At 70.9% G+C, this 25338-nt stretch carries 29 protein-coding genes and 3 pseudogenes; 14 read left to right on the forward strand and 18 right to left on the reverse strand.

What is annotated here, in order from left to right; all coding sequences use genetic code 11:
* Positions 1–70: 70 nt before the first annotated feature.
* Positions 71–640, forward strand: a pseudogene (locus PH203_RS20695) (hypothetical protein); the annotation flags it as partial.
* Here the strand turns inward: PH203_RS20695 and PH203_RS20700 are convergent.
* The 3 genes from PH203_RS20700 to PH203_RS20710 form a co-directional block, all read right to left on the reverse strand.
* Complete coding sequence (locus PH203_RS20700) at positions 633–1178, reverse strand: hypothetical protein (protein ID WP_289921730.1); 546 nt, start codon at positions 1176–1178, stop codon at positions 633–635. The pseudogene PH203_RS20695 and the gene PH203_RS20700 overlap by 8 nt on opposite strands.
* Positions 1179–1298: 120 nt before the next feature.
* Entirely contained in the window at positions 1299–1739 is a 441-nt protein-coding gene (locus tag PH203_RS20705) for an SPW repeat protein (RefSeq protein ID WP_289921731.1), read from the reverse strand.
* A gap of 156 nt (positions 1740–1895) precedes the next feature.
* Positions 1896–2507 carry a sigma-70 family RNA polymerase sigma factor gene (locus PH203_RS20710; RefSeq protein ID WP_289921733.1) on the reverse strand — a complete coding sequence of 204 codons (612 nt, stop codon included), beginning with the start codon at positions 2505–2507 and terminating at the stop codon, positions 1896–1898.
* 102 nt (positions 2508–2609) lie between these two features.
* Between PH203_RS20710 and PH203_RS20715 the strand changes: the two genes are divergently transcribed.
* Positions 2610–3632 (forward strand): MerR family transcriptional regulator, encoded by a 1023-nt coding sequence (locus PH203_RS20715; RefSeq protein ID WP_289921735.1) that lies wholly within the window; start codon positions 2610–2612, stop codon positions 3630–3632.
* Positions 3633–3672: 40 nt separating this feature from the next.
* On the opposite strand, the gene PH203_RS20720 is transcribed toward PH203_RS20715, so the two are convergent.
* From PH203_RS20720 to PH203_RS49685, 3 genes and pseudogenes are all read right to left on the reverse strand, one after another.
* Positions 3673–5046: a deoxyribodipyrimidine photo-lyase gene (locus PH203_RS20720; protein ID WP_289921736.1), complete on the reverse strand. Its 1374-nt coding sequence runs from the start codon at positions 5044–5046 to the stop codon at positions 3673–3675.
* Between the two features lie 33 nt (positions 5047–5079).
* Positions 5080–5451: pseudogene (locus PH203_RS20725) on the reverse strand (DUF2867 domain-containing protein); the annotation flags it as partial.
* Positions 5452–5480: 29 nt separating this feature from the next.
* Positions 5481–5597 (reverse strand): annotated as a pseudogene (locus PH203_RS49685) (NAD-dependent epimerase/dehydratase family protein); the annotation flags it as partial.
* 192 nt (positions 5598–5789) lie between these two features.
* Between PH203_RS49685 and PH203_RS20730 the strand changes: the two are divergent.
* The gene (locus tag PH203_RS20730) at positions 5790–5978 is read left to right on the forward strand and encodes a hypothetical protein (RefSeq protein ID WP_289921737.1); all 189 of its coding nucleotides are present in this window, start codon (positions 5790–5792) and stop codon (positions 5976–5978) included.
* Positions 5979–5982: 4 nt separating this feature from the next.
* Here the strand turns inward: PH203_RS20730 and PH203_RS20735 are convergent, their stop codons facing one another.
* Entirely contained in the window at positions 5983–6882 is a 900-nt protein-coding gene (locus PH203_RS20735) for a LysR family transcriptional regulator (protein ID WP_289921739.1), read from the reverse strand.
* 144 nt (positions 6883–7026) lie between these two features.
* On the opposite strand from PH203_RS20735, the gene PH203_RS49690 reads away from it, so the two are divergent.
* The 3 genes from PH203_RS49690 to PH203_RS20745 all read left to right on the forward strand — a co-directional run bounded on the left by PH203_RS49690 (position 7027) and on the right by PH203_RS20745 (position 8702).
* Positions 7027–7104, forward strand: a complete 78-nt coding sequence (locus PH203_RS49690; protein ID WP_353962852.1) for a putative leader peptide — start codon at positions 7027–7029, stop codon at positions 7102–7104.
* Positions 7105–7224: 120 nt separating this feature from the next.
* On the forward strand, positions 7225–7527 hold the full coding sequence (locus PH203_RS20740) for a hypothetical protein (RefSeq protein ID WP_289921913.1): 303 nt from the start codon (positions 7225–7227) through the stop codon (positions 7525–7527).
* Between the two features lie 29 nt (positions 7528–7556).
* Entirely contained in the window at positions 7557–8702 is a 1146-nt protein-coding gene (locus tag PH203_RS20745) for an LLM class flavin-dependent oxidoreductase (protein WP_289921740.1), read from the forward strand.
* Here the strand turns inward: PH203_RS20745 and PH203_RS20750 are convergent.
* On the reverse strand, positions 8699–9745 hold the full coding sequence (locus tag PH203_RS20750; protein WP_289921741.1) for an acyl-CoA dehydrogenase family protein: 1047 nt from the start codon (positions 9743–9745) through the stop codon (positions 8699–8701). The two genes, PH203_RS20745 and PH203_RS20750, sit on opposite strands and share 4 nt — an antisense overlap.
* Positions 9746–9843: 98 nt before the next feature.
* Between PH203_RS20750 and PH203_RS20755 the strand changes: the two genes are divergently transcribed.
* Together PH203_RS20755 and PH203_RS20760 are read left to right on the forward strand one after the other, a co-directional pair.
* Complete coding sequence (locus PH203_RS20755) at positions 9844–10200, forward strand: YciI family protein (RefSeq protein WP_289921742.1); 357 nt, start codon at positions 9844–9846, stop codon at positions 10198–10200.
* Entirely contained in the window at positions 10200–11366 is a 1167-nt protein-coding gene (locus PH203_RS20760; RefSeq protein WP_289921744.1) for an RNA polymerase sigma factor, read from the forward strand. Before PH203_RS20755 ends, PH203_RS20760 begins: the two co-directional genes overlap by 1 nt.
* On the opposite strand, the gene urtE is transcribed toward PH203_RS20760, so the two are convergent.
* The 6 genes from urtE to PH203_RS20790 all read right to left on the reverse strand — a co-directional run bounded on the left by urtE (position 11356) and on the right by PH203_RS20790 (position 17468).
* A complete protein-coding gene (urtE, locus tag PH203_RS20765) occupies positions 11356–12048 on the reverse strand; it encodes an urea ABC transporter ATP-binding subunit UrtE (protein ID WP_289921746.1) in 693 nt (230 codons plus the stop codon). The genes PH203_RS20760 and urtE overlap by 11 nt on opposite strands.
* A complete protein-coding gene (urtD, locus tag PH203_RS20770) occupies positions 12048–12812 on the reverse strand; it encodes an urea ABC transporter ATP-binding protein UrtD (RefSeq protein ID WP_289921747.1) in 765 nt (254 codons plus the stop codon). Before urtD ends, urtE begins: the two co-directional genes overlap by 1 nt.
* The gene (gene urtC, locus PH203_RS20775; RefSeq protein WP_289921748.1) at positions 12809–13915 is read right to left on the reverse strand and encodes an urea ABC transporter permease subunit UrtC; all 1107 of its coding nucleotides are present in this window, start codon (positions 13913–13915) and stop codon (positions 12809–12811) included. The genes urtD and urtC overlap by 4 nt, the downstream gene beginning before the upstream one ends.
* Positions 13912–14808 (reverse strand): urea ABC transporter permease subunit UrtB, encoded by an 897-nt coding sequence (gene urtB / locus PH203_RS20780; RefSeq protein WP_289921749.1) that lies wholly within the window; start codon positions 14806–14808, stop codon positions 13912–13914. The genes urtC and urtB overlap by 4 nt, the downstream gene beginning before the upstream one ends.
* A 66-nt stretch (positions 14809–14874) precedes the next feature.
* Positions 14875–16149, reverse strand: coding sequence for an urea ABC transporter substrate-binding protein (gene urtA / locus PH203_RS20785; RefSeq protein WP_289921750.1), 1275 nt, complete (start codon positions 16147–16149; stop codon positions 14875–14877).
* 206 nt (positions 16150–16355) lie between these two features.
* On the reverse strand, positions 16356–17468 hold the full coding sequence (locus PH203_RS20790; RefSeq protein WP_289921751.1) for a substrate-binding domain-containing protein: 1113 nt from the start codon (positions 17466–17468) through the stop codon (positions 16356–16358).
* 78 nt (positions 17469–17546) lie between these two features.
* Between PH203_RS20790 and PH203_RS20795 the strand changes: the two genes are divergently transcribed.
* A complete protein-coding gene (locus PH203_RS20795; protein ID WP_289921752.1) occupies positions 17547–17984 on the forward strand; it encodes a MarR family transcriptional regulator in 438 nt (145 codons plus the stop codon).
* A gap of 54 nt (positions 17985–18038) precedes the next feature.
* A complete protein-coding gene (locus PH203_RS20800; protein WP_289921902.1) occupies positions 18039–19430 on the forward strand; it encodes an aldehyde dehydrogenase family protein in 1392 nt (463 codons plus the stop codon).
* Between the two features lie 32 nt (positions 19431–19462).
* Here PH203_RS20800 and PH203_RS20805 read toward each other — a convergent pair whose 3' ends face one another.
* Positions 19463–19942: a hypothetical protein gene (locus tag PH203_RS20805; RefSeq protein WP_289921753.1), complete on the reverse strand. Its 480-nt coding sequence runs from the start codon at positions 19940–19942 to the stop codon at positions 19463–19465.
* Between the two features lie 213 nt (positions 19943–20155).
* Here PH203_RS20805 and PH203_RS20810 point away from each other — a divergent pair, with 213 nt between their 5' ends.
* The gene (locus PH203_RS20810) at positions 20156–20596 is read left to right on the forward strand and encodes a pyridoxamine 5'-phosphate oxidase family protein (protein ID WP_289921754.1); all 441 of its coding nucleotides are present in this window, start codon (positions 20156–20158) and stop codon (positions 20594–20596) included.
* 84 nt (positions 20597–20680) lie between these two features.
* A complete protein-coding gene (locus tag PH203_RS20815; RefSeq protein ID WP_289921755.1) occupies positions 20681–21574 on the forward strand; it encodes an aldo/keto reductase in 894 nt (297 codons plus the stop codon).
* Here PH203_RS20815 and sph read toward each other — a convergent pair whose 3' ends face one another.
* Both sph and PH203_RS20825 read right to left on the reverse strand, forming a co-directional pair.
* Positions 21575–22549 carry a sphingomyelin phosphodiesterase gene (gene sph / locus PH203_RS20820; RefSeq protein WP_289921756.1) on the reverse strand — a complete coding sequence of 325 codons (975 nt, stop codon included), beginning with the start codon at positions 22547–22549 and terminating at the stop codon, positions 21575–21577.
* Positions 22550–22668: 119 nt separating this feature from the next.
* The gene (locus PH203_RS20825) at positions 22669–23133 is read right to left on the reverse strand and encodes a pyridoxamine 5'-phosphate oxidase family protein (protein WP_289921757.1); all 465 of its coding nucleotides are present in this window, start codon (positions 23131–23133) and stop codon (positions 22669–22671) included.
* A 184-nt stretch (positions 23134–23317) separates the two neighbouring features.
* Between PH203_RS20825 and PH203_RS20830 the strand changes: the two genes are divergently transcribed.
* Both PH203_RS20830 and PH203_RS20835 read left to right on the forward strand, forming a co-directional pair.
* The gene (locus PH203_RS20830; protein ID WP_289921758.1) at positions 23318–23704 is read left to right on the forward strand and encodes a VOC family protein; all 387 of its coding nucleotides are present in this window, start codon (positions 23318–23320) and stop codon (positions 23702–23704) included.
* Between the two features lie 43 nt (positions 23705–23747).
* Entirely contained in the window at positions 23748–24818 is a 1071-nt protein-coding gene (locus tag PH203_RS20835) for an adenosine deaminase (protein WP_289921760.1), read from the forward strand.
* Here PH203_RS20835 and PH203_RS20840 read toward each other — a convergent pair.
* The gene (locus PH203_RS20840) at positions 24800–25315 is read right to left on the reverse strand and encodes a DUF664 domain-containing protein (protein ID WP_289921761.1); all 516 of its coding nucleotides are present in this window, start codon (positions 25313–25315) and stop codon (positions 24800–24802) included. The two genes, PH203_RS20835 and PH203_RS20840, sit on opposite strands and share 19 nt — an antisense overlap.
* Between the last annotated feature and the right edge of the window lie 23 nt (positions 25316–25338).

Raw genomic sequence — 25338 nt, forward strand, 5'->3', positions numbered from 1 at the left:
CAACGACGGGTCAACGCGAGGTCGAGCTCCGTCCGTTGCCCGAAGTGATGCCTGCTCAGCTCCTCCATTCCTGTTCGACAACGTCCATGCCGAGACGGCCGGGAACGCCGACTGGATCATCTCCACCAGCCGGCCCGCCCCCGCTGGGCGAGGACGCCTCGCCCGCCGGCGAGACGGACTGGACGGGGGCCATCTCCTCGTGGGGCGTGGCGCTGCAGAAGACCGGTGACTACAGCCTGAAGACGCTGCCCTCACCCTGAACGCCAGCGGATGGCTCTCCGGAGGCAGCGGCGACGACGGTGGTGGCGGGGGTGGCGGCGGCACAGGCACCGCCGCCCAGCTCCTGGGCGACAACGGTTTCGAGTCGGGCAGTTCCCCCTGGGCCACGACCAGCGGAGTGATCACCAACTCCAGCAGCCAGTCCGCCCGCACCGGCTCCTACCGCGCCTGGCTCGTCGGCTACGGCTCCGCGCACACCGACACCCTGTCCCGGTCGGTGACCATCCCGTCGGCCTGCACCTCCGCCACCCTCGGCTTCCATCTGCACGTCGACACCGCCGAGACCGCGACCAGCATCGCTTACGACGCCACGCTCCAGACGTCGTTCGTCATCGACGGCACGGCACTGAACGTCAGCTGACGCTCGCCGGAATCCAACCGGTCGCGGCAACGACTTCGGCCGCGACGCCGATCACCGTGCGCCCGTCGGTCACCACCCGTAAGGTGCCGACGGGCGCACGTTCGTCCAGCATCCGTGCCTTACGTGCGCTGTTCCGCAGCTCCGCCGCCAGCTCGGACCCCAACTCCCGCCCGCTCAGCCGACGTTCGGTCGTCTCGTCGGTCGCGGTGAGCAGGACCCGTACGATCCGCACGGAGTCGCCCATCACCCGCCGGAACATTCCCGTCGCCTCGTCCAGGACGCTCACCGTGTTCACGTACACGAGCCGTCGGTAGCCGAGCTCGGCGTAATTGCCCCACACGGCGGCCAGGTTGCGCTCGCCGATCACCGCCCGATGCGGGTCCCCCTCGGGCGCGGGGTGCACCTGCCCCATGAAGTCGCCGTCGATCACCGCATGGGCGACCTGCGCGGCCCGCAGCCGCGCCGAGACCTCCCACCCCACGCTCGTCTTGCCGACACCGGCACGGCCGCCGATGAGCAGCACCTCGGAGTGATCCATGGAGGGAGCGTGGCAGCCGGCGCGTGTCTCTGGACACTCGTTTTCGTGACGTCGAGGTCACTGAGGGCGGCCGGTCCGCGGGGTGCGGACCGGCCGGGATGTCTTCCTCTCCGGGTGTTCCTACGGCCTGGGGGCGCTCTTCGCCGCCGTACCGGTGCACATCAGCCCCAGGATCACCGCCAGGGCGCCGATGATGACGTTGTTCAGGACGACACCGGCGTCCGGGCTGTCGCCGACGATCCACGGCGACACGATCATCCACACGCCGACCGCGCAGAAGGCCCAGCTCAGGCCGTACATGCGCTCCGGGGTCTGGGTGAATCCGAGGGCCAGCAGGCCGATCGCGATGCCCACGATCAGGTTGTGGGGCACCAGGGCGGGCTGGCTCGTCGTGTAGTGGAGTATCCAGGGGGATACGGCGCAGTACAGACCGAGCAGGAACACCGGTCCGTCCACGAGCGCCACATCGCGACCGCCGAGCATACGGGCGTACCGTGCCCGCATTTCGGAAACATCAGGGTGGCTGGTCATGTCACCTCTGGTGGGCGAGACGTTGGCCATGACTCGTCTCCTTTGACTCGCAGGCCAGACCGCGTCTTGTGCGGTATGCGGTAAGCGCCGCGTAGATACATTCTGCTCTTATTTTTCCCTTATGTGTAGAGGTCGGATGGCCTCCGGGGAGCACCGACTCGCCCCGGAGGCGGTCGTGCTGCTTCGTCAGCCGAACCCCTCCTCGCGCAGGCGGAGGTGCAGCCGGTGGAGTCCGCGCCGCGCGTGGCTCTTGACCGTGCCCAGCGGCCAGCCCGTGCACGCCGCGATCTGGGGCTGGGTCAGGTCGGCGTAGAAGGCCAGCTTCAGGACCTTCTGCTGGGCCGACGGCAGCTTCGCCAGCTCCTGCCGGACGATGACCCGGCCCAGGGTCGACTCGGGATGTCCTGCGGCGGGATCGGCGAGCGCCAGGGAGGAACCGGCGGCGGCGAGGAGGTCGGCGCGGCGGGTCCGGGCGGTGAGCGCGTCGGCGATCTTCCGCCTGGTGATGCCGACGATCCACCCGCCGATCGTGCCCCGCTCGGGACGGAACCCGGCGCGGCCCCGCCATACCCCGAGGAACACCTGCTGGGTCACGTCCTCGGCCTCGCCGCGGTCGCCCAGGGAACGCCAGGCGAGGGTGCGCACCAGCGTCGACCAGCGGTGGTAGGCCGCTTCCAGGCATGCCTCGTCACCGGCCACCAGGCCCCGGGCGAGCTCCTCGTCGGCGTACGACTCCTCCGCCGGTGCCCAAGGGGATACGGCGGCGGACGCGAGCGTGACGTGGTGCTGCTGGCTCATGGCGACCGCTCCTCCGGTCGGGATGTCGTCCGGTCGCCCCATCGTGGGAGTGGCCGAGCCCGGCCGGCAACTCGCATCGATTCTGCGTCGTATAGTCGCCCCATGACTGAGCCGCCGGTCGAACCGGCGCCGCAGGACCCACCGGACCGCGCCTCGGAGACCGCCGACGCGGCCCTGACGACCGGTGCGCTGGCCCGGCGCCTCGGGGTCTCGCCCACCACGCTGCGTTCCTGGGACCGCCGGTACGGCATCGGACCCGCCGTGCGGGCCGACGGACGCCACCGCCGCTGGAGCTCCGGGGACGTGGAAGTACTGGAGCGGATGTGCCGGCTGACCGCGTCGGGGGTGCCGCCGGCCGAGGCGGCGCGCCTCGCCAAGCGGGCGACGGACTCCGCGCCGCCCGAAGTCGACGAACCCCGGCAGCCCCGTGCGCGTTCGCGCGCCGCGGGCACCCTCCCGCTCGGCGACGTGCGCCAGGAGTGCCGGGGCCTCGCACGGGCCGCCGTACGGCTCGACGCATCCGAGGTCGAGCGGCAGCTCGAAACCGCCGTGGAACGGTACGGAGTGACCGTCGCCTGGCAGGAGGTGATGGTGCCCACGCTGCACGCGGTGGGGCGCAAGTGGGCGTCCTCCGGCGACCGTTACGTGGAGGTCGAGCATCTGCTGTCCTGGTACGTGTCGACCGTCCTGCGCCGGTGCACACCGTCCGCCGCACGGCAGGGCGCGAGCCCGGCCGCCGGCCCCGTCCTGCTGGCCTGTGTGCCCGGTGAACAGCACACCCTGCCGATCGAGGCGCTCAACGCCGCACTGGGTGAACTCGGCCTGCCCACCAGGATGTTCGGTGCGGCGGTGCCCGGCGAGGCCCTTGCCGCGGCGGTGCGGCGGCTGGGGCCCGTGGCGGTGTTCCTGTGGGCGCAGGCCCGCTCCACCGCGAGCCCGTCTCTGGCCCGGCATGTCGCCGACACCTCCTGGGGCATCAGGGGCGCCCGCAGTCGGCCCGTGGTCGTGCTGGGCGGCCCGGGCTGGTCCGGCCGCGCGACCCGCGACCTGCTGCGGCCAGCGACCCTCAAGGACGCGGTCGGAACCCTGGCCGGCGCGGTCTCGGGCCCGGACGACCGGCATTGACGCCGCGGGCCGGTCTCCGTCGTCGGCGGGGCGGGCCGCGTCAGTCGAGTCCCCGCGCCCGCTTGAACCGGGCCAGGCCGTCGGACAGTTCGACGATCGGGTCCGGGTAGTCGTCGATGGCGGCACGGTCCAGCCCGCGCAGCTTCCACGGCTCGTGCACCGAACGGGCGTCGAGGCCCGCCAGTTCGGGCACCCAGCGCCGGACGTAGGCGCCGTCCGGGTCGTACCGCTTGGCCTGGGTGACCGGGTTGAGCACCCGGTTGGGGCGGGAGTCGGTGCCGGTGCCCGCCATCCACTGCCAGTTGAGCTGGTTGTCGGCGAGGTCGCCGTCGACCAGGAGCTCCAGGAAGTGCCGGGCGCCGACACGCCAGTCGACGTACAGCGTCTTGGTCAGGAAACTCGCGGTGAGCAGCCGGCCGCGGTTGTGCATCCAGCCCTCGTGGCGCAGTTGGCGCATCGCCGCGTCGACCACCGGGAAGCCGGTGCGCCCCTCCTTCCATGCCTCGATGTCCGCCCGCGCGGATTCCTCGGACCGCCAACGGTCGTGTTTCGTGCGGTAGTCGGCACTGGCGGCGGCGGGGCGCGCCGCGAGGACCTGGCGGTGGAAGTCGCGCCAGGCGAGCTGTCGTACGAAGGCCTCGGCGCCCGGGCCTCCCGCCTTGCGCGCCCGGTGGACCAGTTCGACCGGGGAGAGGGTGCCGAAGTGGAGGTGCGGGGAGAAGCGCGAGGTGGCATCGCCGGCCAGGTCGTCGTGGCGCTCCTCGTAGGAGGTGAGGCCGTCGCGCAGCCAGGACGCCAGCCGGGCCCGCCCCGCCGCTTCCCCGCCGGGCGCCAGGCCCTGCGAGAGCCCCGGCATCCCGCCGCGGCCGGGCAGGGGCTCCGAGCCGACGCCGTCCGGGACCCGTACCGCCCGCGGGGCCGCGACGGGCTCGCGCAGGGGGACGCCGCTCCAGTGCCGGAAGTACGGGGTGAACACGGCGAAGTGGTCCGAGGAGACGGGGGCCACCGTGCCCGGCGGGACCGCCGAGGTGACCGTGTCGTGGACATGGAGCCGACGGCCCTCCGCCTCCAGCGCACGTCGCAGCCGCCGTTCGCGCCGGTGCGCGTAGGCACTGACGTCCGCCGCCATGTGCACCTCGTCGGCGTCCGTCTCGGCGGCCACCTTGCAGACCTCCGCCACGACATCACCTGAGCGGACCACCAGACGGCCGCCCCGCTCGTGCAGTCCCGCGTCGAGGTCCCGCAGACAGTCGGCCAGGAAGGCCAGCCGGTTCGGTGCGGCGAACCCGGCGTCGGTGACTCCTCGGTCGCGTACGAAGAGGGGGATCACCTGGGCGGCGTCGTTCGCGGCCCGCAGCGGCGGGTGGTCGTGGAGGCGCAGGTCGGAGGTGAACAGGACGAGGGAGACGGTCATGGTGCGGGCTCCGGGGGAGGGGCGGGGCGGGGGTCAGCCGGTGGGGGAAGGGTGGGCCGCGGTCCGTGCGATGTTGCGGGCCATCCCGCCGAACACCACGGCGTGGAAGGGGGACACGCTCCACCAGTAGACGTGGCCGAGCAGGCCGTGCGGATGGAACAGGGCTCGCTGGCGATAGCGGGTTCGGTCGTCCTCGTCGGTCTCGGCGTACATCTCCAGCCAGGCGAGGCCCGGCAGCCGCATCTCCGCCCGCAGCCGCAGCAGACGCCCCGGCTCGATCTCCTCCACCCGCCAGAAGTCCAGCGAGTCACCGGTCCGCAGCCGGGCCGCGTCACGGCGGCCACGGCGCAGTCCGACGCCGCCCACCAGCCGGTCCAGGCGGCCGCGCACGGCCCAGGCCAGGGGTGGTCCCGCAGCCTGCCGGGGGACCGGGCGAGACAGCGCACCCGGTACCCCGCGGCCAGCAGCTCGGGGACGAGTCTGCCTCCGATGTATCCCGTGGCGCCGGTCACCAGACAGCGCGGCCCGGGTCCGGTTTCCTCGGCGTTCATCCGTTCTCGGTCCTCCGTGTCGACGTCCCCCTGTGATCACTTCCACGGGCGGAGCCGTCCCGGATGCAGTGACTCCTTCCTCCGCTTGTTCCGTGCGGACGCCGACGGGTTCGGTCCGGCCGGACATGGAGGAGCCGGTTGCGGGCAGGCGAAGTGCTACGACGAGAGGTCGTAGTCCCGATTCGAAGGTCGATGCTGGAGGTGTCTGCCGCTATGGGCGCGAAGGTGTTGGAGCGGTTCCCGGCGGGAGCTCCGCGCGGATCGTGGCCGGCGGAGGAGTACGCGGCCGAGCTACGTGAGGAGGGTGAGCCGGCGACGGTCGTGATGGACCTGAAGCAGGACGCGTTCCTGGTCGTCGTGGAGTCGCAGGACGAGTCCTGAGCGTTCAGCTCAGCACTCGCGCCCGCGCCACGAACACATCGTGCAGATCCTGGACCGCCCGCGGTACGGGATCGGCCCGGCGGCGCTGGAGCATCAGCAGGACCCGGGTCGAGTCCCCGGCGATCGGGCGATGGGTGATCATCCCGCACCGCACCAGCGGATCGTCGATCACGCTGAAGTCGGGCAGCACCGTCACCCCGAGCCCCTCCGCCATCATCAGCTTGCCCATCTCGGCGCCGTCGGTGGAGTACGAGAACGAGGGCGCCCGGCCGTCCAGGAGCCGGTGCACGTAACGGTGCATGACATAGCCCGAGCGCGTCGCGATGAGCGGCGCCTCCAGCAGGTCGGTCACCGACAGGGCGGTTCGTGCGGCCGGCGGGCTGTCCGGCCGCAGACACACCACCGGGCGGCCGCACAGCAGCTCCGTGCCCTCAAGCCCGGCCGGCACGTCGTCGCCCTCCGGATGGTTGACGAGGCCGAGGTCGAAACCGCCCTCCGACAGCGCGCGGTGGATGTCGGTCTGCCGGGCGCCGACCACCTCGACCTGGGTGACCGGATGCGTGGCACGGAACTCCCGCACCGCCGGGATCAGCAGCGGCACGGTCGCCGCGTTCACCGTGCCCACCCGCACCATCCTGCTGATGCGGTACTGCTCGCCCGCGGCGGACCTGAGCCGGTCCACCGCGTCCAGCACATTGATGATGTGCGGCAGCAGCTCCCGGCCCTCCGTGCTCATCGTCGCGCCCGAGCGTTTGCGCTCCAGGAGATCCACGCCCAGCTCGCGCTCCAGATTCCGCACCGTCTCGCTCAACGCGGGCTGGGAAAGGCGCAGTTCCTCGGCGGCCCGGCGCAGCGAACCGAGCCGGGTCACGGCCGCGATGTATTCCAGTTGTTCGGTACGCACGCCCTGCAGAATGCGGGCGGTTTCCCGGGCTGTTGAAGGGTTTCCCTGTCACACGTTCGTGAAATTCAATGGTCCGGGATACGAGACCGGCCGGGTTCTCCTTGACGCTGCTCGCCGGGGGCTGCGACGATCGACGGCATGAAGATGCGACTGGACCTCACGCGGCGACGCCATGTCGACCTCGCACGCGTCTCCAGCGCCTCCTGTTGCCCCGCGGCCTGATCATCTCTCAGGTTCCGCCGCCTTCTCTCCTTCTTTCCCGCCTGAATTCACCGCGTTGACCGCGCTCGCGCATCTCCTGAATTCGGCGTGCCCGGAAACATTCCGCAACAGGAGTTCCGCGTGCCCGCAGAGCCCGTCAAAGCAGAGCCCGTGAAATTCGCCTACCGGGTCCCCGACGTCAGCGGTGGCCTCGTCGCCGGCAAGATCGAACAGCGCACCGACTGGGGCTTCGGCCTCAACGTCCCCGCCATCCAGCTGGTCTTCGTCAACTTCTGCCTGGGCATCGCGGGCGGCGCCCTGAGGACGGCCGCCGCCAACACCCGCGAGAAGTCCCGCTCCACGTGGTGCCGCCCAGCACATACCGGCCGATGTGCCGGATCTTCCAGCGGGTCGGGCAGGCCACCGCGCCACGGTCTGCTCTGACCACGAAGACCCCGATCGGAGACCCCCACGTGTCCCTCACCTTCCACTGGTTCCTGCCCACCAACGGCGACAGCCGCCACGTCGTCGGCGGCGGCCACGGCACCCCCGCCACCGCCTCCGGACGGGACCGGCCGCCGACGGTCGCCTATCTGAGCCAGATCGCCCGCGCCGCCGAGGACCTCGGTTTCGTCGGCGCGCTCACCCCGACCGGTGCCTGGTGCGAGGACGCGTGGCTGACCACCGCGATGGTCAGCCAGAACACCGAGCGCCTGAAGTTCCTGGTCGCCTTCCGCCCCGGCTTCGTCTCACCGACCCTCGCCGCGCAGATGGCGTCCACTTTCCAGCGGCAGACCGGCGGACGCCTGCTCCTCAACGTCGTCACGGGCGGCGAGAGCCATGAGCAGCGGGCCTACGGCGATTTCCTCGACAAGGACGACCGCTACCGTCGTACCGGCGAATTCCTGGACGTCGTACGGGGGTTGTGGGAGGGCAAGGCGGTCGATCTGAAGGGCGAACACCTTCAGGTCGAGGACGCCAGGCTGGCCCGGGTGCCCGACCCGGTACCCGAGGTGTACTTCGGTGGTTCGTCGCCGATCGCCGGCGAGGTCGCGGCGAAGTACGTCGACGTGTACCTCACCTGGGGTGAGCCGCCGGCCGCTGTCGCCGAGAAGATCGCCTGGATCCGGGGCCTGGCCGCCCGGCACGGCCGCACCCTCCGCTTCGGCATCCGCCTGCACGTCATCACCCGCGACACCTCCGAGCAGGCGTGGGCGGAAGCGAACCGGCTCCTGGAGGTCTTCGACCCGGAGACCGTCAAGTCGGTGCAGGCCGGGCTCGCCCGCAGCGAGTCCGAGGGACAGCAGCGGATGCTCGCCCTGCACAGCGGCGGCAGCCGCGACACCCTGGAGATCCACCCCAACCTCTGGGCCGGCATCGGCCTGGTCCGCGGCGGCGCGGGCACCGCCCTGGTCGGCAGCCACGACGAGGTGGCCGAGCGGATCAAGGAGTACCACGCCCTCGGCATCGAGGAGTTCGTCCTCTCCGGTTATCCGCACCTGGAGGAGGCGTACTGGTTCGGCGAGGGCGTGCTCCCGAGGCTCGCCGCGGAGGGCCTGTGGCGGCACCCGTTCGCGACGGAGGAAGCCCCTTCGGCGCAGGTGCCGTTCGCGAGCTAGTCGGAGCCGAGCGCGCCCAGATGCGCCCGCCGCACCACCGACGTCTGCCCCTGGACCAGCAGGAACATCCCCTCCCGGAACAGCCGTTGCGCGGGATGGCGTACGTCCATGGTGCGGCCGCCCCCGGCCACGACCGCCGCCGTCGTGGCCGCGCGCATCAGGTCGTACGAGCGGGTCTTGAGCGCGAGCCGTTCCTCGACGTGCTCGTGCGCGACGGGGTGATCGGCCAGTTCGTACGCCCGCCGCCGCACCTCGTCGACCTGGCCGCGCAGCTCCTGAGCCGTCCCCGCCCCGCCGCCGGACTCCAGCACGCGCAGCGCGGCGTACGCCACCCCGAAGACGGCCGGGGAGGTGTTCGTGCTCCGTGGGATGTCCAGGAGGGCGAATTTCTCCTGCGGAGTGCACAGCACCACGCTCTCCTCCGGCAGCCACAGGCCGTCCAGGTCCAGGGAGACCGTACGGGCGGCCGTGAGCGCGGCCAGCCGCATCGGCTCCGAGGCGCGCATCCCCGGCTGTTCGCGGGCGTCGGCGAAGGCGAAGACGATCTCGTCGGAGCCGGTCACGCCCGCGAGCAGCATGACGTCGTTCAGGCCCCAGCCCGTGTACCAGGGCACGGTCCCGTCGAACCGCCAGCCGCCCCGCTCGGCCGTGGCCCGGACCGGGACGCGAGGGAAGGCGCGGACATGCGCGTACGCGATCCCGGCCAGCAGCCCGCCGGCGGCCAGCGGTCCCAACAGGCGCTCCCGCACCGGGAGTTCGGACTTCGCCAGCATCCGCACCGGAGTGTGGTGCTGGGTCTGCACGAACCAGGTCGAGCAGCACGCCCCGGCGAGGATCTCCTGGATCTCCCGCGCCACCGAGTCGGGGGCGCCCGCTCCGCCGTACTCCTGCGGTGCGCTCACCCCGAGCAGCCCCGACTTCCTGATCGCCTCGACATGGCTTGCGGGCACCTCTGCCCGGTCGACCTGGGCCGCCTGCGGGGCGAGGAGACGGACGGCGAGCTCCTGGGTGCGGACGACGAGCGGGTGCGGTGCGATGGTCATGGAAAAGATTCTCCCGATGTCGTCGTGCGCGGTGTCGATCCGGGGGTGTGCCGTTCGTGTAGGAGCTGAGAGAAGGACACGGCGCCAAGGAGGACGTCATGCAGTACTACCTGCTCAGTGTGATCACCCCGACCGACGGGACACCGCCCGGGCCCGAGGCGATGGCGGAGATCGTCCGCAATCTCGGCACCTTCCACGAGGAACTCCGTGCGGCGGGGGCCTGGGTCTTCGCCGGCGGACTGCACGGCCCCGAGACGGCCACCGTGCTGCGCCCCAAGGGCGGGGACGTGCTGATCACCGACGGACCGTACGCGGAGGGCAAGGAGTATCTGGGCGGCATCTGCCTGATCAAGGCTCCCGACCTGGACGCGGCCCTGGAGTGGGGCAGGAAGGCGACCTGGGCGACGACCCTGCCCATCGAGGTGCGCCCCTTCATGCACCAGACCGAGGACTGATGCCTGCGCCCGTCGACGTCGAGGCCGTCTTCCGCGCGGAGTACGGCCGCGCCGTCGCCGTCCTCGTCCGCCACCTCGGCGACATCGAGCTCGCCGAGGAAGCGGTGCAGGACGCCTTCACCACGGCGGTGCAGCGCTGGCCGGAGACGGGCCTGCCACCGAGCCCGGCGGGCTGGATCATCACCACGGCCCGCAACCGGGCGATCGACCGGCTGCGCCGCGAGGCCGGACGCGACGCGAGACATGCCGAGGCGGCCCTGCTCCGCGCCCCCGACGCACCGCCCGAGGAGGGCCCCGTGCGCGACGAACGGCTCCGCCTGATCTTCACCTGCTGCCACCCCGCGCTCGCGCCCCAGGCCCAGGTCGCCCTCACCCTGCGGCTCCTCGGCGGCCTCACCACACCCCAGATCGCCCGCGCCTTCCTGGTCCCCGAGCCGACCATGGCCCAGCGCCTGGTCCGCGCCAAGGCGAAGATCCGCGACGCGCGCATCCCGTACCGCGTGCCCCGCGACGCCGACCTCCCGGACCGGCTGCGCGGGGTCCTCGCCGTCATCTACCTGATCTTCAACGAGGGCACGCCCGGCCTGTGCGCGGAGGCTGTCCGCCTCGGCCGCCTGCTCACCGAGCTCATGCCGGACGAACCCGAGGCCACCGGCCTGCTCGCGCTGATGCTGCTCTCCGAGTCCCGCAGGGCCGCCCGGGAGGACGCCGACGGTGTCCTCGTCCCGCTGCCCGAGCAGGACCGCGACCGCTGGGACCGCGAACTGGTCGCGGAGGGGCAGGATCTCGTACGACGGTGTCTGCGCCGGAACCGACCGGGGCCGTATCAGATCCAGGCCGCCATCCAGGCCGTCCACAGCGACGGACCGCCGACGGACTGGACGCAGGTCCTCCGGCTGTACGACCACCTGATGGCTCTGGCGCCCGGTCCCGTGGTGGCCCTGAACCGCGCGGTCGCCGTGGCCGAGGTGCAGGGCCCGGGACCGGCCCTCGCCCTCGTGGACGCCCTCGATCTCGACAGCTATCACGTCTTCCACGCGGTCCGGGCCGACCTGCTGCGCCGCCTCGGCCGGGACACCGAGGCGGAGCGGGCGTACGAGGCGGCCATCGCGCTGAGCCGGAACCCGGCCGAGCGCGGCTACCTCGAACGCCGTCTCACACGCTGAGCGCCTCCCGCACCGCGAGCTCCGACTCCTTGCCGCCCTCGCCGAAGGACGTGACCCGCCCGGCCTCGAGGACGTAGTACTTCTGCGCCGCCCGCATCGCGAAGCCGACATGCTGCTCGACGAGCAGCACCGAGAGACCGCCCCGCGCGGCCAGCGCCAGGATGGTCTCCTCGATCTCGGCCACCACCGACGGCTGGATGCCCTCGGTCGGCTCGTCGAGCAGGAGGATCCGAGGCCCCGTCACCAGGGCGCGGGCGATGGCGAGTTGCTGCCGCTGACCGCCGGAGAGAAGTCCCGCACGCCGGCCGGACAGCGTCCGCAGGGCCGGGAACAGATCCAGCGCCTCCGCCACCGCCTCCCTGCCGCGCTTGCGGCCGTCGGCGACGAGCTGGAGGTTCTCCGCGGTGGTCAGATGCGGGAAGGACTGCTGCCCCTGCGGCACGTACGCCATCCCGCGCGCGACCCGCTCGTGCGGCTTGCGGCGCGTGATGTCCTCGCCGTCGAGCCGGATCGTCCCGCTGCCCGGCGTGAGCAGACCCACGGCGGCCCGCAGCAGCGTGCTCTTGCCCGCCCCGTTGTGCCCGAGCACCGCGGCCACGCCGTCCTTCGGCACCTCGACCGACACCCCGTGCAGGACCGTGCTGCGGGCGTAGCCGACGCGGACGTCTTCGATCTGGAGCATCACGCCTCCTGTACGACGGCAGGGGCGGCGTCCTCGGTCGCCGTGTGCCCGAGATACACCTCCTGCACCTTCGGGTCGGCCTGCACCTGGGCCACCGTGCCCTCGCTGAGCACCTTGCCGGCGTGCAGCACGCTCACGCTGCGCGCGAAGGACCGCATGAAGTCCATGTCGTGCTCGATGACGACGACGGTGCGTTCCTCGCTGATGCGCTGCAGCAGCTCGCCGGTCGCCTGCCGTTCGTCGTGGCTCATGCCGGCCACCGGTTCGTCGAGGAGCAGCAGCCGGACGTCCTGCACGAGCAGCATGCCGATCTCCAGCCACTGCTTCTGGCCGTGCGCGAGGGTCCCGGCGGGGGAGTCGGCGAGGTCGGTGAGCCCGACCGTCTCCATCGCCTTCGCGACGGACTCCGGGACGTCCTTGCGGCGCCGCAGCATGGTCCACATGCTCCGTCCGGCGCCCGCCGCGATGTCCAGGTTCTGCAGCACCGTCAACTCCTCGAAGACGGTGGCGGTCTGGAAGGTCCGCCCGATCCCGGACCGCGCGATCCGGTGCACGGCCCGCCCCAGCAGCTCCTCGCCGCCGAACCGTGCCGAGCCCTCTGCCTTCACCAGACCGGTCACGGCGTCGACGAGGGTGGTCTTGCCCGCACCGTTCGGTCCGATGAGGAACCGCAGATCGCCCGGGGCGACGTCGAGGTCCACGCCGTCGACGGCGGTGAAACCGTCGAAGGAGACCCGCAGCCCGCGTATTTCCAGTCCGCTCATGCTGCCTCTCCCACCGGGATCACGGCCGACTTGGGCTCCACGGTCCTGCGGCGCCGCCGCCGTACGACCGCCGCGAGCGAGGCGAGGCCACCCGGCAGGAAGGCCAGCGCCACGATGAACAGCAGCCCCTGGAAGTAGGTCCAGGCGGCAGGGAACTCCTCCGACAGCGCGGTCTTGGCCCACGCGACCGCGATCGCGCCGAGCACGGCACCGACCAGACTGGCCCGACCGCCCACCGCCGCGCCGATCACGAACTCGATGGACGGCACGATGCCGATCAGCGCGGGCGAGATGATCCCGACCGCCGGCACGAACAGCGCGCCCGCGAGCCCCGCCATCCCGGCGGCCACGACATACGCGACGAGCTTGACGTTCGCCGGGTCGTAGCCGAGGAAGCGCACCCGCTCCTCGGAGTCCCGTACGGCGACGAGGAGTTCGCCGTACCGGCTGTTGATGAGCTGCCGGGCGATGGCGATGAGCAGCAGCAGCGCGGCGGCGATGACGAAGTACACCATCCGCTGGTTGACCGGGTCGTCGAGGGTGTAGCCGAAGAAGCCCTGGATGTCGGTGAGTCCGTTGGTGCCGCCGGTCGTCGCCTGCTGCCCGATCAGCCAGATGGCGAGGGCGGCGGCGAGGGCCTGGCTGAGGATCGCGAAGTACGCGCCCTTGACCCGGCGCCGGAAGATGAACAGGCCGAGCAGCGCGGCGACGGCCATCGGCAGCAGCACGGTGGCGGCGAGCGCGAACAGCGGGTTCTCGAACGGCTTCCACCACCAGGGGAGTTCGGTGGCCGTGCCGTACAGCTGCATGAAGTCGGGCAGGTTGCCGGGGCCCGCGTCGGCGATCTTCAGATGCATCGCCATGGCGTAACCGCCGAGGCCGAAGAACACGCCCTGTCCGAGCGTCAGCAGCCCGCCCCGGCCCCAGGCCAGACAGATGCCGACGGCGACCATGGCCGTGCACAGGTACTTGGCGAGCAGCCCGAGCCGGAAGTCCGACAGCGCGAGCGGGGCGACGGCGAAGAGGAGGACGGCACCGCCGGCGAAGCCCGCCCACGCGCGTGCCGAGCGGCCCTTCACGGGGTTCCCTTTCAGGAGGTTCATACGAGACTCCTCGTACGCAGCGTGTACAGCCCCTGGGGCCGCCACTGGAGGAACGCGACGATCGCGACGAGCACCAGAACCTTGGCGACGCTGACGGTCGTGGAGTACTCCAGGACCGACTGGAGCACGCCCAGCACGAAGGCCACGATGACCGTGCCCTTGAGCTGTCCGATGCCGCCGACCACGATCACCAGGAAGGCGTCGATGATGATGTTGGTGCCCATCGTCGGCCCGATCGGACCGACCAGGGTCAGCGCGACCCCGGCGACGCCCGCGAGTCCGGAGCCGAGGAAGAAGGCGGTACGGTCCACGGTCGAGGTCGAGATGCCGGACACCTCGGCGAGGTCACGGTTTTGCACGACGGCCCGGATCCGGCGGCCCAGCGGCGTCAGCCGCAGCGTCAGCGACAGCGCGACCACGGCCGCTACCGCCAACCCCAGGATGAACAGCCGGCTGTTGGCGAAGGTGAGCGGGTCGTCCCCGCCGATGACCGTGATGTTGCCGGTCAGCCAGTCCGGCGCCCGGGTCTGCACATTAGGCGCGCCGAAAATGTCACGCGCGAGTTGCTGGAGCATCAGCGAGACACCCCAGGTGACGAGAAGAGTGTCAAGTGGCCGCAGATACAAACGCCGTATCAACAGCCATTCCAGCAACGCGCCCAGCGCGCCCGACACGAGAAAAGCGACGGGAAGTGCGACCAGCAGCGAAATTCCCGCGCTGGAAATGGACTTCTGCAGGACGTACGTCGTGTAGGCGCCCGCCATGATGAACTCGCCGTGGGCCATGTTGATGACGTTCATCTGGCCGAAGGTGAGCGAGAGGCCGAGCGCGATGAGCAGCAGGACGGCACCGATGCTGATGCCGGTGAAGGTCTGACCGAGGATCACGGTCATACGGCGGCTCCCGGATACGGACGCCGTGGGGCCCCTCGGCGGGACCCCACGGACGGTGACGGTCGGTCAGGACAGGCCGGAGGCCCAGGAGTAGCCCTTGAGGTACGGGTCCGGCTTGATGGGCTTGCCGGAGTTCCAGACTTCCTTGATCTGGCCGTCGGTGCCGATCTCGCCGATCCGGGCGGTCTTGTAGACGTGCTGCGAGGCGCCGTCCACGGTGACCGTGCCCTCGGGGGCGTCGAAGGTGATGCCGTCGGAGGCGGCCTTCACCTTCTCCGGGTCGAAGGACTTCGCCTTCTCGACCATCGCCTTCCACAGGTAGACCGAGGTGTACGCGGCCTCCATCGGGTCACTGGTCGGCTTGTCCTGGCCGTACTTGGCCTTGTACGCCTTCACGAACTTCTCGTTCGCCGCGCCCGCGGTGGTCTGGTAGTAGTTCCAGGCCGTCAACTGGCCCGCCAGGTACTGCGTTCCGATCGACTTGACCTCTTCCTCGGCGATCGACACCGAGACGACCGGCATGGTCTTGGCGGTGAGCCCAGCGGACTTGTACTCCTTGAAGAAGGCCACGTTGGAGTCGCCGTTGAGGGTGTTGAAGACGGCGTCCGCCTTCGACGCCTTGACCTTGTTGGCGATCGTGGAGAACTCCGTGGAGCCCAGCGGCGCGTAGTCCTCACCGAGGATCGTCATGCCGTTGGCCTTGGCGTACGCCTTGATCTCCTTGTTGGCGGTGCGCGGGAAGACGTAGTCGCTGCCGACCAGATAGAGCTTGGTCAGGCCCTTGCTCTTGAGGTAGTCGAGGCCCGGGACGATCTGCTGGTTGGTGGTCGCGCCGGTGTAGAAGATGTACGGCGACTCCTCCAGGCCCTCGTACTGCACGGGGTAGAACAGCAGCGACTTGTTCTTCTCGAAGACCGGCTTGACGGCCTTGCGGCTGGCCGAGGTCCAGCAGCCGAAGGTGGCCGCGACCCCGTCCTCCTTGATGAGCTTCTGCGACTTCTCGGCGAACGTCGGCCAGTCCGAGGCGCCGTCCTCGCTGATCGGCTTGATCTTCTTGCCCAGGACGCCGCCGGAGGCGTTGATCTCCTCGATCGCGAGCTTCAGGGAGTCGCGTACGGTCACCTCGCTGATCGCCATCGTGCCCGAGAGCGAGTTGAGCAGACCGACCTTGACCGTGTCACCGCTGACGTCGATGTCCGCGGCCTTGTCGGACGAGCCGGCCGCGTCGGTCTTCGCGCCGCACGCGGAGAGGGCCACCACCGCGGTGAGCGCGGCGCCGCCGGCCAGGAAACGCCGGCGCAGAACACGGGAACTGCTGGAAGCGCTGGAACCGCTGGACAAACCAACCCCCTCGGGTGACTGCCTGCTGAAGTGCGGTCCACAGACTCAAGTCCCCCTGTTTCGAGGGTGTTTCGCTCGACTTTCCCGGAGGCAACAAAAAACGCCCCTGACGGTATGTGATCTGCATTCAGAAACTGAAATCACAATTCGCCCGAGGCATTCTAATTACTTTCTGTGGGAAGTATCTTGGCGCCGCCGGGCGCCTGTCAAGGGCGGGATCCGTGAAGGTCGAGCTCCGTGAGGACGTCGAAGTCCAGCCCGTCGGCACGCGCCAGGTAGATCCGCTGCCGCACATGCCGGCCCCGCAGATGCATCAGCCCGCGCGGACCCTCGTACGACACCGTCCCGGCCGCCGCCCCGATCGCCGCGACGTCCAGCGTCCCGGCCCGCTTGAGCAGCGCGGCGAGCAACAGCACGCCCTCGTAACAGGATTCGCCGAGGCTGCCGAGCGCGGGCGCCTCGATCCCGTACCGGTCGGCGTACTGGCCGTGGAAGTCCAGCGTGTCCTGGTTGGCGAGCGAGGCGAAGAACCCGGCCGTGCTGTACAGGTCCTCGGTCGCCGAAGGGCCGCTCGCCATCAGCATGTTCTCGTCCATGAGCGTGCTGAGCCGCAGGCAGCGCGCGGGCAACCCGTAGGCGGCGAACGCCCGGTTGAAGCGCACGGCGTCACTGCCCACCAGCAGCATCAGCACCGCGTCCGCCTCCGAGCGCTCGATCCGCCGCAGCACCGGCTCGAAGTCATGGGTGCCGAGCGGGAGATAGACCTCGCCGTCGACCGCTCCGCCGGACTCCCGGGCGTACCCGTGCGCCGCCCGTGCCGTGCGCCGGGGCCAGACATAGTCGTTGCCGACGACGAACCAGCGGCGCACCCCGCGCTCATGGGCCAACAGACCCATCGCGGGCCTGAGTTGATCGCGAGGCGTCTCGCTCGTCAGGAACACGCCCGCCGTGTGCTCGCCGCCCTCGTACAGGGCGGTGTAGACGTAGGGCACCCGATGGGCGATCCTCGGCGCCAGCGCCTGCCGCACCGAGGAGATGTGCCAGCCCGTGACACCCTGTACGACACCCAGGTCCACCAGCGCCTCGACATGGTCGGCGATCTCGCGCGGCGAACCGCCGCCGTCAACCGGCAGCAGCCGCAGCTCACGCCCCAGCACCCCGCCCGCGCGGTTGACCTCCTCGGCCGCCAGCTGCGCGCACAGCTCACAGGTGGGCCCGAAGATCCCGGCCGGCCCCTGCATGGGGAACACGAGGGCCACGCCGAGCACCGAGGCGTCGGCCGTGAACCACTCGGCTGCGGGGGAATCGTGCCGGAACATGACGTCATGATTTCGGGTCCGTCCGGTGAACTCCAGCCTGTCTCATACGATGTACGCACCCCGTGACCTAGGAGCGCGATGCCCACCTCATCCCCGCGTCAGCCCCGCGACCTGGTGCAGCTCCTGACGCGGGCCGAGCGACTGGCCGCGCGCCGCCTCCAGGCCGCGCTGGACGAGGAGGGCTGCTCGCTCGACGCCTGGCGGGTGCTCGCCCTGCTCTCCGACGGACAGGGGCACCACATGACGGCGATAGCCGAGGCCGCGTTCCTGCCGCCGCCCACGCTGACCAAGCTCGTCGACCAGCTCGTCGACCAGAACCTCGTCCACCGCCGCGTCGACCCCCTCGACCGCCGCCGCATCCTCGCCCACCTCACCCCGCGCGGCCAGGAGTACTGGCGCCGCGTCGACCGTGCGGTGCGCGATGACTGGCCCGCGCTCGGCGACAGCGACGACGAGCTCCTGCGCAGCCTGCTGGACCGGCTCGCCGCCACACTGGACTCGGCCACCCGAGTGTGAGCGGGGCATAGCGCAAAGTCACTTACGTGGTAAGGGAATGTATTTCGGTGCAGTATTGGTTGGCGTTTACATCCAACCGTTCGAGGCCGTCCCCAGCGGCCCGCGCAGCACCAGCGAGGCACCGTGAACCAGCCCACCCCCGAGCAGCCCGCCGACATCGTGGCCCGGCTGCGCGCCACGTTCCGCACCGGCCGCACCAAGCCCGTCGAGTGGCGCACCGCCCAGCTGGGCCGCCTGCGCGAGATGCTCACCGAGCACGGCGCCGACCTCGCCGCCGCTCTCCACGCCGACCTCGGCAAGAGTGCCACCGAGGCCCACCGCACCGAGATCGGCTTCGTGATCCGCGAGATCGACCACACCCTCGATCACCTCGACGACTGGCTGCGCCCCGAGCCCGCCCCGGTCCCGCCGCACCTCGGCGCCGACGCCACGGCCTGGACGCAGTACGACCCGCTCGGCGTCGTCCTCGTCATCGCCCCCTGGAACTACCCCGCCCAGCTTCTGCTCGCCCCCGTCGTCGGCGCCCTCGCCTCCGGCAACGCGGTCGTGGTCAAGCCGAGCGAGATGGCCCCGGCCACCTCCGCCGTCCTGGCCCGCCTGCTGCCGCAGTTCCTCGACACCGAGGCCTTCGCCGTCGTCGAGGGCGGCATCCCGGAGACCACGGCCCTGCTCGCCGAGCGCTTCGACCACATCTTCTACACCGGCAACGGCGCCGTCGGCCGTATCGTCATGCGCGCCGCCGCCGAGCACCTCACCCCGGTCACCCTCGAACTCGGCGGCAAGTCCCCGGCGTTCGTCGACCGCGACGCCGACCTCTCCGTCGTCGCCGACCGGCTGGCCCGCGGCAAGTTCCTCAACGCGGGCCAGACCTGCGTGGCCCCCGACTACGTCCTGACCGACCCGGAGACCGCGGCGGCTCTGGAGCCCCTGTTCCGGAAGGCGGTCGAGGCCGTCTACGGCAGCGATGCCTCGGCCTCCGGTGAGTACGGCCGGATCGTCAATGAGCGCCACTTCGACCGGCTCAGCGGCCTGCTCGACTCGGGGCGCGTGGTCGTCGGCGGTGACACCGACCGCTCCACCAAGTACATCGCGCCCACCGTCCTCGCCGACGTCGACCCGGCCTCGCCCGTCATGCAGGAGGAGATCTTCGGTCCGATCCTGCCGATCGTCACCGTGCCCGGCCTGGACGAGGCCATCGACTTCATCAACGACCGCGACAAGCCGCTCGCCCTGTACGTCTTCGCCGAGTCGCAGGACACACGCAACCGGATCGCCGCCGAGACCTCCTCCGGCGGGCTCGGCCACGGCCTCCCGCTCGCCCACCTCACCGTCTCCGACCTGCCGTTCGGCGGCGTGGGGGAGAGCGGCATGGGCAGCTACCACGGGCGGTACTCGATCGAGACGTTCAGCCACCGCAAGGCGGTACTGGACAAGCCGCTGGCCTGAACCACAGGCCGGGCCGACGGACCGGCCCGGCCTCACCCCATGCCCGACGGGATCCAGTCGTCGGTGTCGCGGTGGCGGTCCAGCCCGACGGCCGAGAACTCGTCCTCCCCGAGACTGCTGCGTGCGCCGAGCCGCCGAAGGGCCTGCGAGACAGGCGTGACGGTGCGAGAACCGTGGCGCGTTGCCGCCTCCAGGGGCCCCAGGGCCAGGGCCCCCTCGGCCCATACCGCGGCGCGCTGTTCGCCGGCGCCCCCGAAATACTCGGCCTCGACATAGGCGACGGGCCCGGCCGCGGACCACTGGGCGAGCACCTGCTCGAAGCCTCCGGGCAGTTTCCAGAACCCGAGAGCGCCGACGGCGCCGCCGTCCGTGACGGCGTCGAAGACCTCGTCGGTCATCGGCAGCAGCGACAGGCCCTGGAGCAGGGGCACCACGTGCGCACCGGGGACGTCCCGCGACGCCGCACGCAGCAGCTCGTCTCCCGCGATCACCGCCTGCAACTCGTACGCCACCCGAAGCCCCCGTCCCCTGACTGATCGAAGGTCTCATCATCCCTCGGGCCTCCGCCGCCCCGGATCGCACTCGGCGGTTCCGCTCCGCATCCGGACATGCGGCCCGGCAACCCGGGACCACCGTCCATGTGATGAGGGTCGGTCGCCTCTGACCTGCTCCGCGCGACCCCAGGAGGATGGACCGTAGACACCGGCACCTCGCGAAGGACGACCATGTACTCCAACGACGGATTCCGCGAACTCGATCGCGAGGAGTGTCTCCGCCTGCTGGCGACCGCGCCCATCGGGCGCATCGTGCACACCCGTCAGGCCCTTCCCGCCGTCCTGCCCGTGAACTTCGCCCTCGACGGTGACGGAGCCGTGCTCCTGCGGACCTCGGCCACGTCCGAACTGGCGCGGGCCGTCGACGGCGCCGTGGTCGCCTTCGAGGCCGACGAGGTCGACGCCACCGCCCGGGCCGGCTGGAGCGTCGTCGTCACCGGCCACGCCGCCGTGGTGACGGACCCGGCCGAGCGCGAACGACTGTCCCGCGTCGGCCCGCGCTCGTGGATGCCGGCGTCCAGGGAAGCCTTCGTCCGTATCGAGTCCGAGCTGGTCACGGGCCGAGCGCTGGCGGGCGACCGGCCGACGTACGGGGTGCGGATCGCCTCCTGAACCGTCTCCTGAACCGTCTCCTGAGCCACCCATGCGTTCGCGAAGGGCGCGCCTGCGGGGGCGAACGTGTGTGACACTCCGCCGATGACCTCCGAAACGATCACCGCGGACGCCGCGGGCACCTGGAAACTCGGCGACCTGACCGTCAACCGGCTCGGCCTCGGCGCGATGCGTCTGACGGGCAGCGCCGCCTTCCACCACGGCGAGCCGAGCGACCGCGCGACGTCGATCGCCGTGCTGCACAAGGCGAGGGAACTGGGCGTCAACCACATCGACACGGCGGCCTTCTACTTCTCCTCCCTGCGCTCCGCCAACGAACTGATCAACACGGCGCTGGCCCCCTACCCGGACGACCTGGTCGTCGTCACCAAGGTCGGACCCTTCCGGGACTACTCGGGGGAGTGGGGCGCCTCGGCCCGCCCCGAGGACCTGCGCGGCCATGTCGAGGAGAACCTGCGGCAGTTGGGCCGCGACCACCTGGACGTCGTGTACCTGAGGCGGATGCGGCAGGACTCGATCGCTGAGCACTTCGGCGCGCTGGCCGAACTGCGCGAGGCGGGGCTGATCCGGCATCTGGGCATCTCGAACGTGGAACCCCGCCACCTCGCCGAGGCCCAGGCCATCGCCCCGGTGGTGAGCGTCCAGAACCGGTACGCACTGGATCACCCCGACGAACTCCTCCGTATCTGCGGGGAGCAGGGGATCGCGTACGTCCCGTTCTACGCGGTGGCCGGCACGGCGGGCGAGCACGGCGCGACCACGCACCACGAGGACGAGGTGCTCGCCATCGCGAAGGCGCACGACGCGAGCCCCGCGCAGATCCGTATCGCCTGGACACTGCACCAGGGCCCGCACGTGCTGGCCATCCCCGGCACGGGCAACCCCGGCCACCTCGTCGAGAACGTGGCGGCCGGCGGTATCCGCCTCGCCGACGACGAACTGGCCCGGCTCGACTCGTCGCACCCGAAGGCGGGTTGATCAGTCCGTGTACCCGATCACGGGGTAGTGGTCGGACAGGTTCGTGTACGTGTAGTCGGTGCCCCAGCTGGACACCGTCCAGGGAGCAGACTCCTCCTTGACGACCTCGTTCCGCCACGCCGCCGGCCGGGCGTGACCCGTGCGGTGCAGGACGTGGTCGAGGTCCTCGCGCGGGTCGTCCGGGTAGCGGTCGCGGGCGATGGAGTTCTCCGCGGTGTCGAAGGAGTACGGGTGCCCGGTCCGCGCGTCGGCGCCGGCGAGCCCCGCGTCGGCGAGCATCGTGGCGTACTCGGCGGTGCGCGAGTCGACGTTCATGTCCCCGGCGACCAGGACCTGTTCGCTCGCCGGGATGTTCTTGGCGTCCAGGAACGCGTCGATCGCCTTGAACTGCCGACTGCGCATCGCGGCGGCCTCACCCGCGGCGCACCCGGGATCGGTCGACTGGGCGTGCGTGCCGACGACATGCACCTTGGTGCCGTTCACGTTCAACACCACGTACGCGAACCCCTTGTTGGACCACCAGTCGGCGCCGCACGCGTCCTTGTAGACGTACTGCTCCTTGCGCAGCACGGGCCACTTGCTGAGCACCGTGACCCCGCCGTCCTCGGGCGTCGTCGCCGAGTAGGCCCCACCGGTCGCGTCCCACCCGTCCTTGCTCCGCCCCACCACCGGTGTCTGGTAGGGATACTCGCCCGCCGCGGCGCTCTTCAGCGCGTTCGACGAGGAGTTGTCGAACGCCTCCTGCAGCACCACGACGTCGTTCCCGTGGAAGAAGGACGCCTTCACGATCTCCGCGGCTCGGTGATCCTGGCCCCAGTTCGGATACAGGGTCTTGCTGAACAGAAACGCGTTGTACGTCAACACCCGCACGGACGGCACCTGTTCGGCGGCCGTGGCGGTGGGCGCGGCGGTGACCGCGAGGGCGAGCGCGAGCACGGTCGCGCCCAGGGTGCGGCGCGGTGTGAGAGGCGTCACTGGATCTCCCTTGAGGGTGGAGGGGGCTGAGTGGCGCCGCACATCAAACCACCGGGGATTACTCTCAGGTAACTCCCGTGCGGTAACAGGATGAAGCCCAGCCGTCAGCCGAAGGCGCCTCACCCCTGGACCACCCACTCCCCGTCCCGCATGACATGCCGCCCCGCCAGCTCACGCACCCCGTGCCACGCCTGCACCGCAGTGGGGCGCACCTCGAAGAAGGCGTACGACGGGCTGTCCCCCCGCGGATCCCAACCGTGCTTCGCGAGGAACGCCTCCGCCGCGGCCTCCGGCACCTCCTGGAGCGTGTACGTCTCGATGGAACCGTCGATCAGCACCACGTCCTGCGTGTCCGCGAACGCCAGCCGCGCGCGGCGGCCGTCCCGCAGGTTCCGCCCGGTCGGATTGGTGAGCCGGGTCGCCAGCCACACGGACTCGGCGTGCCACACGAACCAGAGCGGAACCATGCAGGGCAGCCCATCGGCGTCCGCCGAGGCCACCCAGATGTCTGCCTCCTGCTCCAGGCGGGCCAGGACGTCCCGCTTCCGCTCCTCGGGGTGCCGGACGGGCTTGTCGATCTTCATGAGACGGGACGGTAGTCGGCATGCGGCCGACCTCGCGTCGGTCCCGGGGCCCGCTCCGGCTCGGGCGCGAGGCCTAGGTCCGGGCACGGTCCGTATCCGTGGAGCCCCGAATCGGAAGGTGACTGGCGCCCGCGACGTTTTACGTATAACCTCTCCCGCTAATCAAGCCCTCCGAAAGGCCCCGATGAGACGCATCGCCCTGGTCACCCTCGTCGTCGACGACTACGACGAGGCGATCCGCTTCTACACCGAGGCCCTCGGCTTCCGGCTCGCCGAGGACGCCCCGCGCCCCGACGGCTCCCGCTGGGTCGTCGTGACGCCGGGCGACCAGGGCACCGGGCTCGTACTGGCCCGCGCCAAGGACGACGGGCAGCGCGCCCGCGTCGGTGACCAGACCGGCGGGCGCGTCGGGTTCTTCCTGCACACCGACGACTTCGCCCGCGACCACGCCCGCATGGTCGCCGCGGGCGTGACCTTCCTGGAGGAACCCCGTCACGAGCCCTACGGCTCGGTCGCCGTCTTCCAGGACCTGTACGGCAATCGCTGGGACCTGCTCCAGCCCGCCGTCTGACCCTCCTCCCGCCGTTCCGCCCCGCTCGACGAAAGACCCCGCCATGACTGCTACGCGCGTAGACGCCGATGTGATCCGCCGCCTCCCCAAGGCGTCCCTGCACGACCACCTCGACGGCGGCCTGCGCCCGGCCACCGTGATCGAGCTCGCGGCCGAGGTCGGTCACACCCTGCCCAGCACCGACCCGGACGAGCTGGCCGCCTGGTACTACGATGCCGCGAACTCCGGCGACCTGGTCCGCTACATAGCCACCTTCGAGCACACCCTCGCCGTGATGCAGAACCGTGAGGGCCTGCTGCGCGTCGCCGAGGAGTACGTCCTCGACCTGGCCGCCGACGGTGTCGTGTACGGCGAGGTGCGCTACGCCCCCGAGCTGAACACGCAGGGCGGGCTGACGATGGCCGAGGTCGTCGAGACCGTGCAGGAAGGGCTCGCCGCCGGTATGGCCAAGGCGGCCGCCGCCGGCACCCCCGTCCGCGTCGGCACCCTGCTGTGCGGCATGCGCATGTTCGACCGGGTCGAGGAGGCCGCCGGCCTCGCCGTCGCCTTCCGTGACGCGGGTGTCGTCGGCTTCGACATCGCCGGCGCCGAGGACGGCTTCCCGCCCGCCGACCACCTCGCCGCCTTCGAGAAGCTGCGCCGCGAGAGCGTCCCGTTCACCATCCACGCCGGCGAGGCCCACGGCCTGCCCAGCATCCACCAGGCCCTCCAGGTCTGCGGCGCCCAGCGCATCGGCCACGGCGTCCGGATCACCGAGGACATCGTGGACGGCAAGCTCGGCCGGCTCGCGGGCTGGGTCCGCGACCGCCGGATCGCCCTGGAGATGTGCCCCACCTCCAACCTCCAGACCGGTGCCGCCACATCGATCGCCGAGCACCCGATCACCGCGCTCAAGGACCTCGGCTTCCGGGTCACCCTCAACACCGACAACCGTCTGGTGTCCGGTACGACGATGACCCGCGAGATGTCCCTGCTGGTCGAGGAGGCGGGCTGGACGGTCGAGGACCTGCGCACGGTCACGGTGAACGCCGTCAAGAGCGCGTTCATCCCGTTCGACGAGCGCAAGGCCCTCATCGAGGACGTCGTCCTGCCGGGTTACGAAGCCGCGCTCTGACGCAGCCCCCGCACATAGGCGGCCTGTCCGACGTGCTCCAGATCGTCGGCCAGGACGCTGACGAGCCGGACGCCCAGGGTGACCGGCGGATCCCAGCTCGTGTCCACGACACGTTCCAGGTCCGCCGCGGTCACCCCGCGCAGCGCCTCCAGACTCTGCGCGTGGACGGCGTCGTAATAGCCGGTCAGCAGCTCGGCGGAGTCGACGCGCACCTTCGCGACCTGCGCGGAGGTGTGGCCGTACCCGTGGTCGCGGGGCGGCAGGTCGAGGCCGAAGCGCTTCTCCCAGTCCTGGGTGAGCCAGACCTGGTCGAGGCCGAAGGCGTCGGCCACGTGGTCGTCCTGGATCCGGGTGAGGTGCCAGACGAGCCATGTGATGGAGTTGGCGTCGGGGCTCGGACGACGGTTGAGGTCGTCGGGGGTCAGTCCCTCGACGGCGGCATGGACTTCTTCCCGGATGCGGCTGAAACCGTCGATGAGGATGTCCTTGGCATGCATGCCCTCCACCATCGCACCTCGGC

The sequence above is a fragment of the Streptomyces sp. S.PB5 genome, assembly GCF_030403745.1.
Classification (GTDB): Bacteria; Actinomycetota; Actinomycetes; order Streptomycetales; family Streptomycetaceae; genus Streptomyces.

Excerpts from the sequence above, each read along its gene's own strand:
- PH203_RS20730 (WP_289921737.1), top strand. The coding sequence starts at position 5,790 with ATGCTGGAGGTGTCTGCCGCTATGGGCGCGAAGGTGTTGGAGCGGTTC.
- urtC (WP_289921748.1), bottom strand. The coding sequence starts at position 13,915 with ATGAACCTCCTGAAAGGGAACCCCGTGAAGGGCCGCTCGGCACGCGCG.
- urtB (WP_289921749.1), bottom strand. The coding sequence starts at position 14,808 with ATGACCGTGATCCTCGGTCAGACCTTCACCGGCATCAGCATCGGTGCC.
- PH203_RS20755 (WP_289921742.1), top strand. The coding sequence starts at position 9,844 with ATGCAGTACTACCTGCTCAGTGTGATCACCCCGACCGACGGGACACCG.
- PH203_RS20760 (WP_289921744.1), top strand. The coding sequence starts at position 10,200 with ATGCCTGCGCCCGTCGACGTCGAGGCCGTCTTCCGCGCGGAGTACGGC.
- PH203_RS20705 (WP_289921731.1), bottom strand. The coding sequence starts at position 1,739 with ATGGCCAACGTCTCGCCCACCAGAGGTGACATGACCAGCCACCCTGAT.
- PH203_RS20710 (WP_289921733.1), bottom strand. The coding sequence starts at position 2,507 with ATGAGCCAGCAGCACCACGTCACGCTCGCGTCCGCCGCCGTATCCCCT.
- PH203_RS20840 (WP_289921761.1), bottom strand. The coding sequence starts at position 25,315 with ATGCATGCCAAGGACATCCTCATCGACGGTTTCAGCCGCATCCGGGAA.
- PH203_RS20825 (WP_289921757.1), bottom strand. The coding sequence starts at position 23,133 with ATGAAGATCGACAAGCCCGTCCGGCACCCCGAGGAGCGGAAGCGGGAC.
- PH203_RS20720 (WP_289921736.1), bottom strand. The coding sequence starts at position 5,046 with ATGACCGTCTCCCTCGTCCTGTTCACCTCCGACCTGCGCCTCCACGAC.
- PH203_RS20810 (WP_289921754.1), top strand. The coding sequence starts at position 20,156 with ATGTACTCCAACGACGGATTCCGCGAACTCGATCGCGAGGAGTGTCTC.
- urtD (WP_289921747.1), bottom strand. The coding sequence starts at position 12,812 with ATGAGCGGACTGGAAATACGCGGGCTGCGGGTCTCCTTCGACGGTTTC.
- PH203_RS20750 (WP_289921741.1), bottom strand. The coding sequence starts at position 9,745 with ATGACCATCGCACCGCACCCGCTCGTCGTCCGCACCCAGGAGCTCGCC.
- PH203_RS20790 (WP_289921751.1), bottom strand. The coding sequence starts at position 17,468 with ATGTTCCGGCACGATTCCCCCGCAGCCGAGTGGTTCACGGCCGACGCC.
- PH203_RS20835 (WP_289921760.1), top strand. The coding sequence starts at position 23,748 with ATGACTGCTACGCGCGTAGACGCCGATGTGATCCGCCGCCTCCCCAAG.
- PH203_RS20795 (WP_289921752.1), top strand. The coding sequence starts at position 17,547 with ATGCCCACCTCATCCCCGCGTCAGCCCCGCGACCTGGTGCAGCTCCTG.
- PH203_RS49690 (WP_353962852.1), top strand. The coding sequence starts at position 7,027 with ATGCGACTGGACCTCACGCGGCGACGCCATGTCGACCTCGCACGCGTC.
- PH203_RS20700 (WP_289921730.1), bottom strand. The coding sequence starts at position 1,178 with ATGGATCACTCCGAGGTGCTGCTCATCGGCGGCCGTGCCGGTGTCGGC.
- PH203_RS20715 (WP_289921735.1), top strand. The coding sequence starts at position 2,610 with ATGACTGAGCCGCCGGTCGAACCGGCGCCGCAGGACCCACCGGACCGC.
- PH203_RS20830 (WP_289921758.1), top strand. The coding sequence starts at position 23,318 with ATGAGACGCATCGCCCTGGTCACCCTCGTCGTCGACGACTACGACGAG.
- PH203_RS20815 (WP_289921755.1), top strand. The coding sequence starts at position 20,681 with ATGACCTCCGAAACGATCACCGCGGACGCCGCGGGCACCTGGAAACTC.
- urtE (WP_289921746.1), bottom strand. The coding sequence starts at position 12,048 with ATGCTCCAGATCGAAGACGTCCGCGTCGGCTACGCCCGCAGCACGGTC.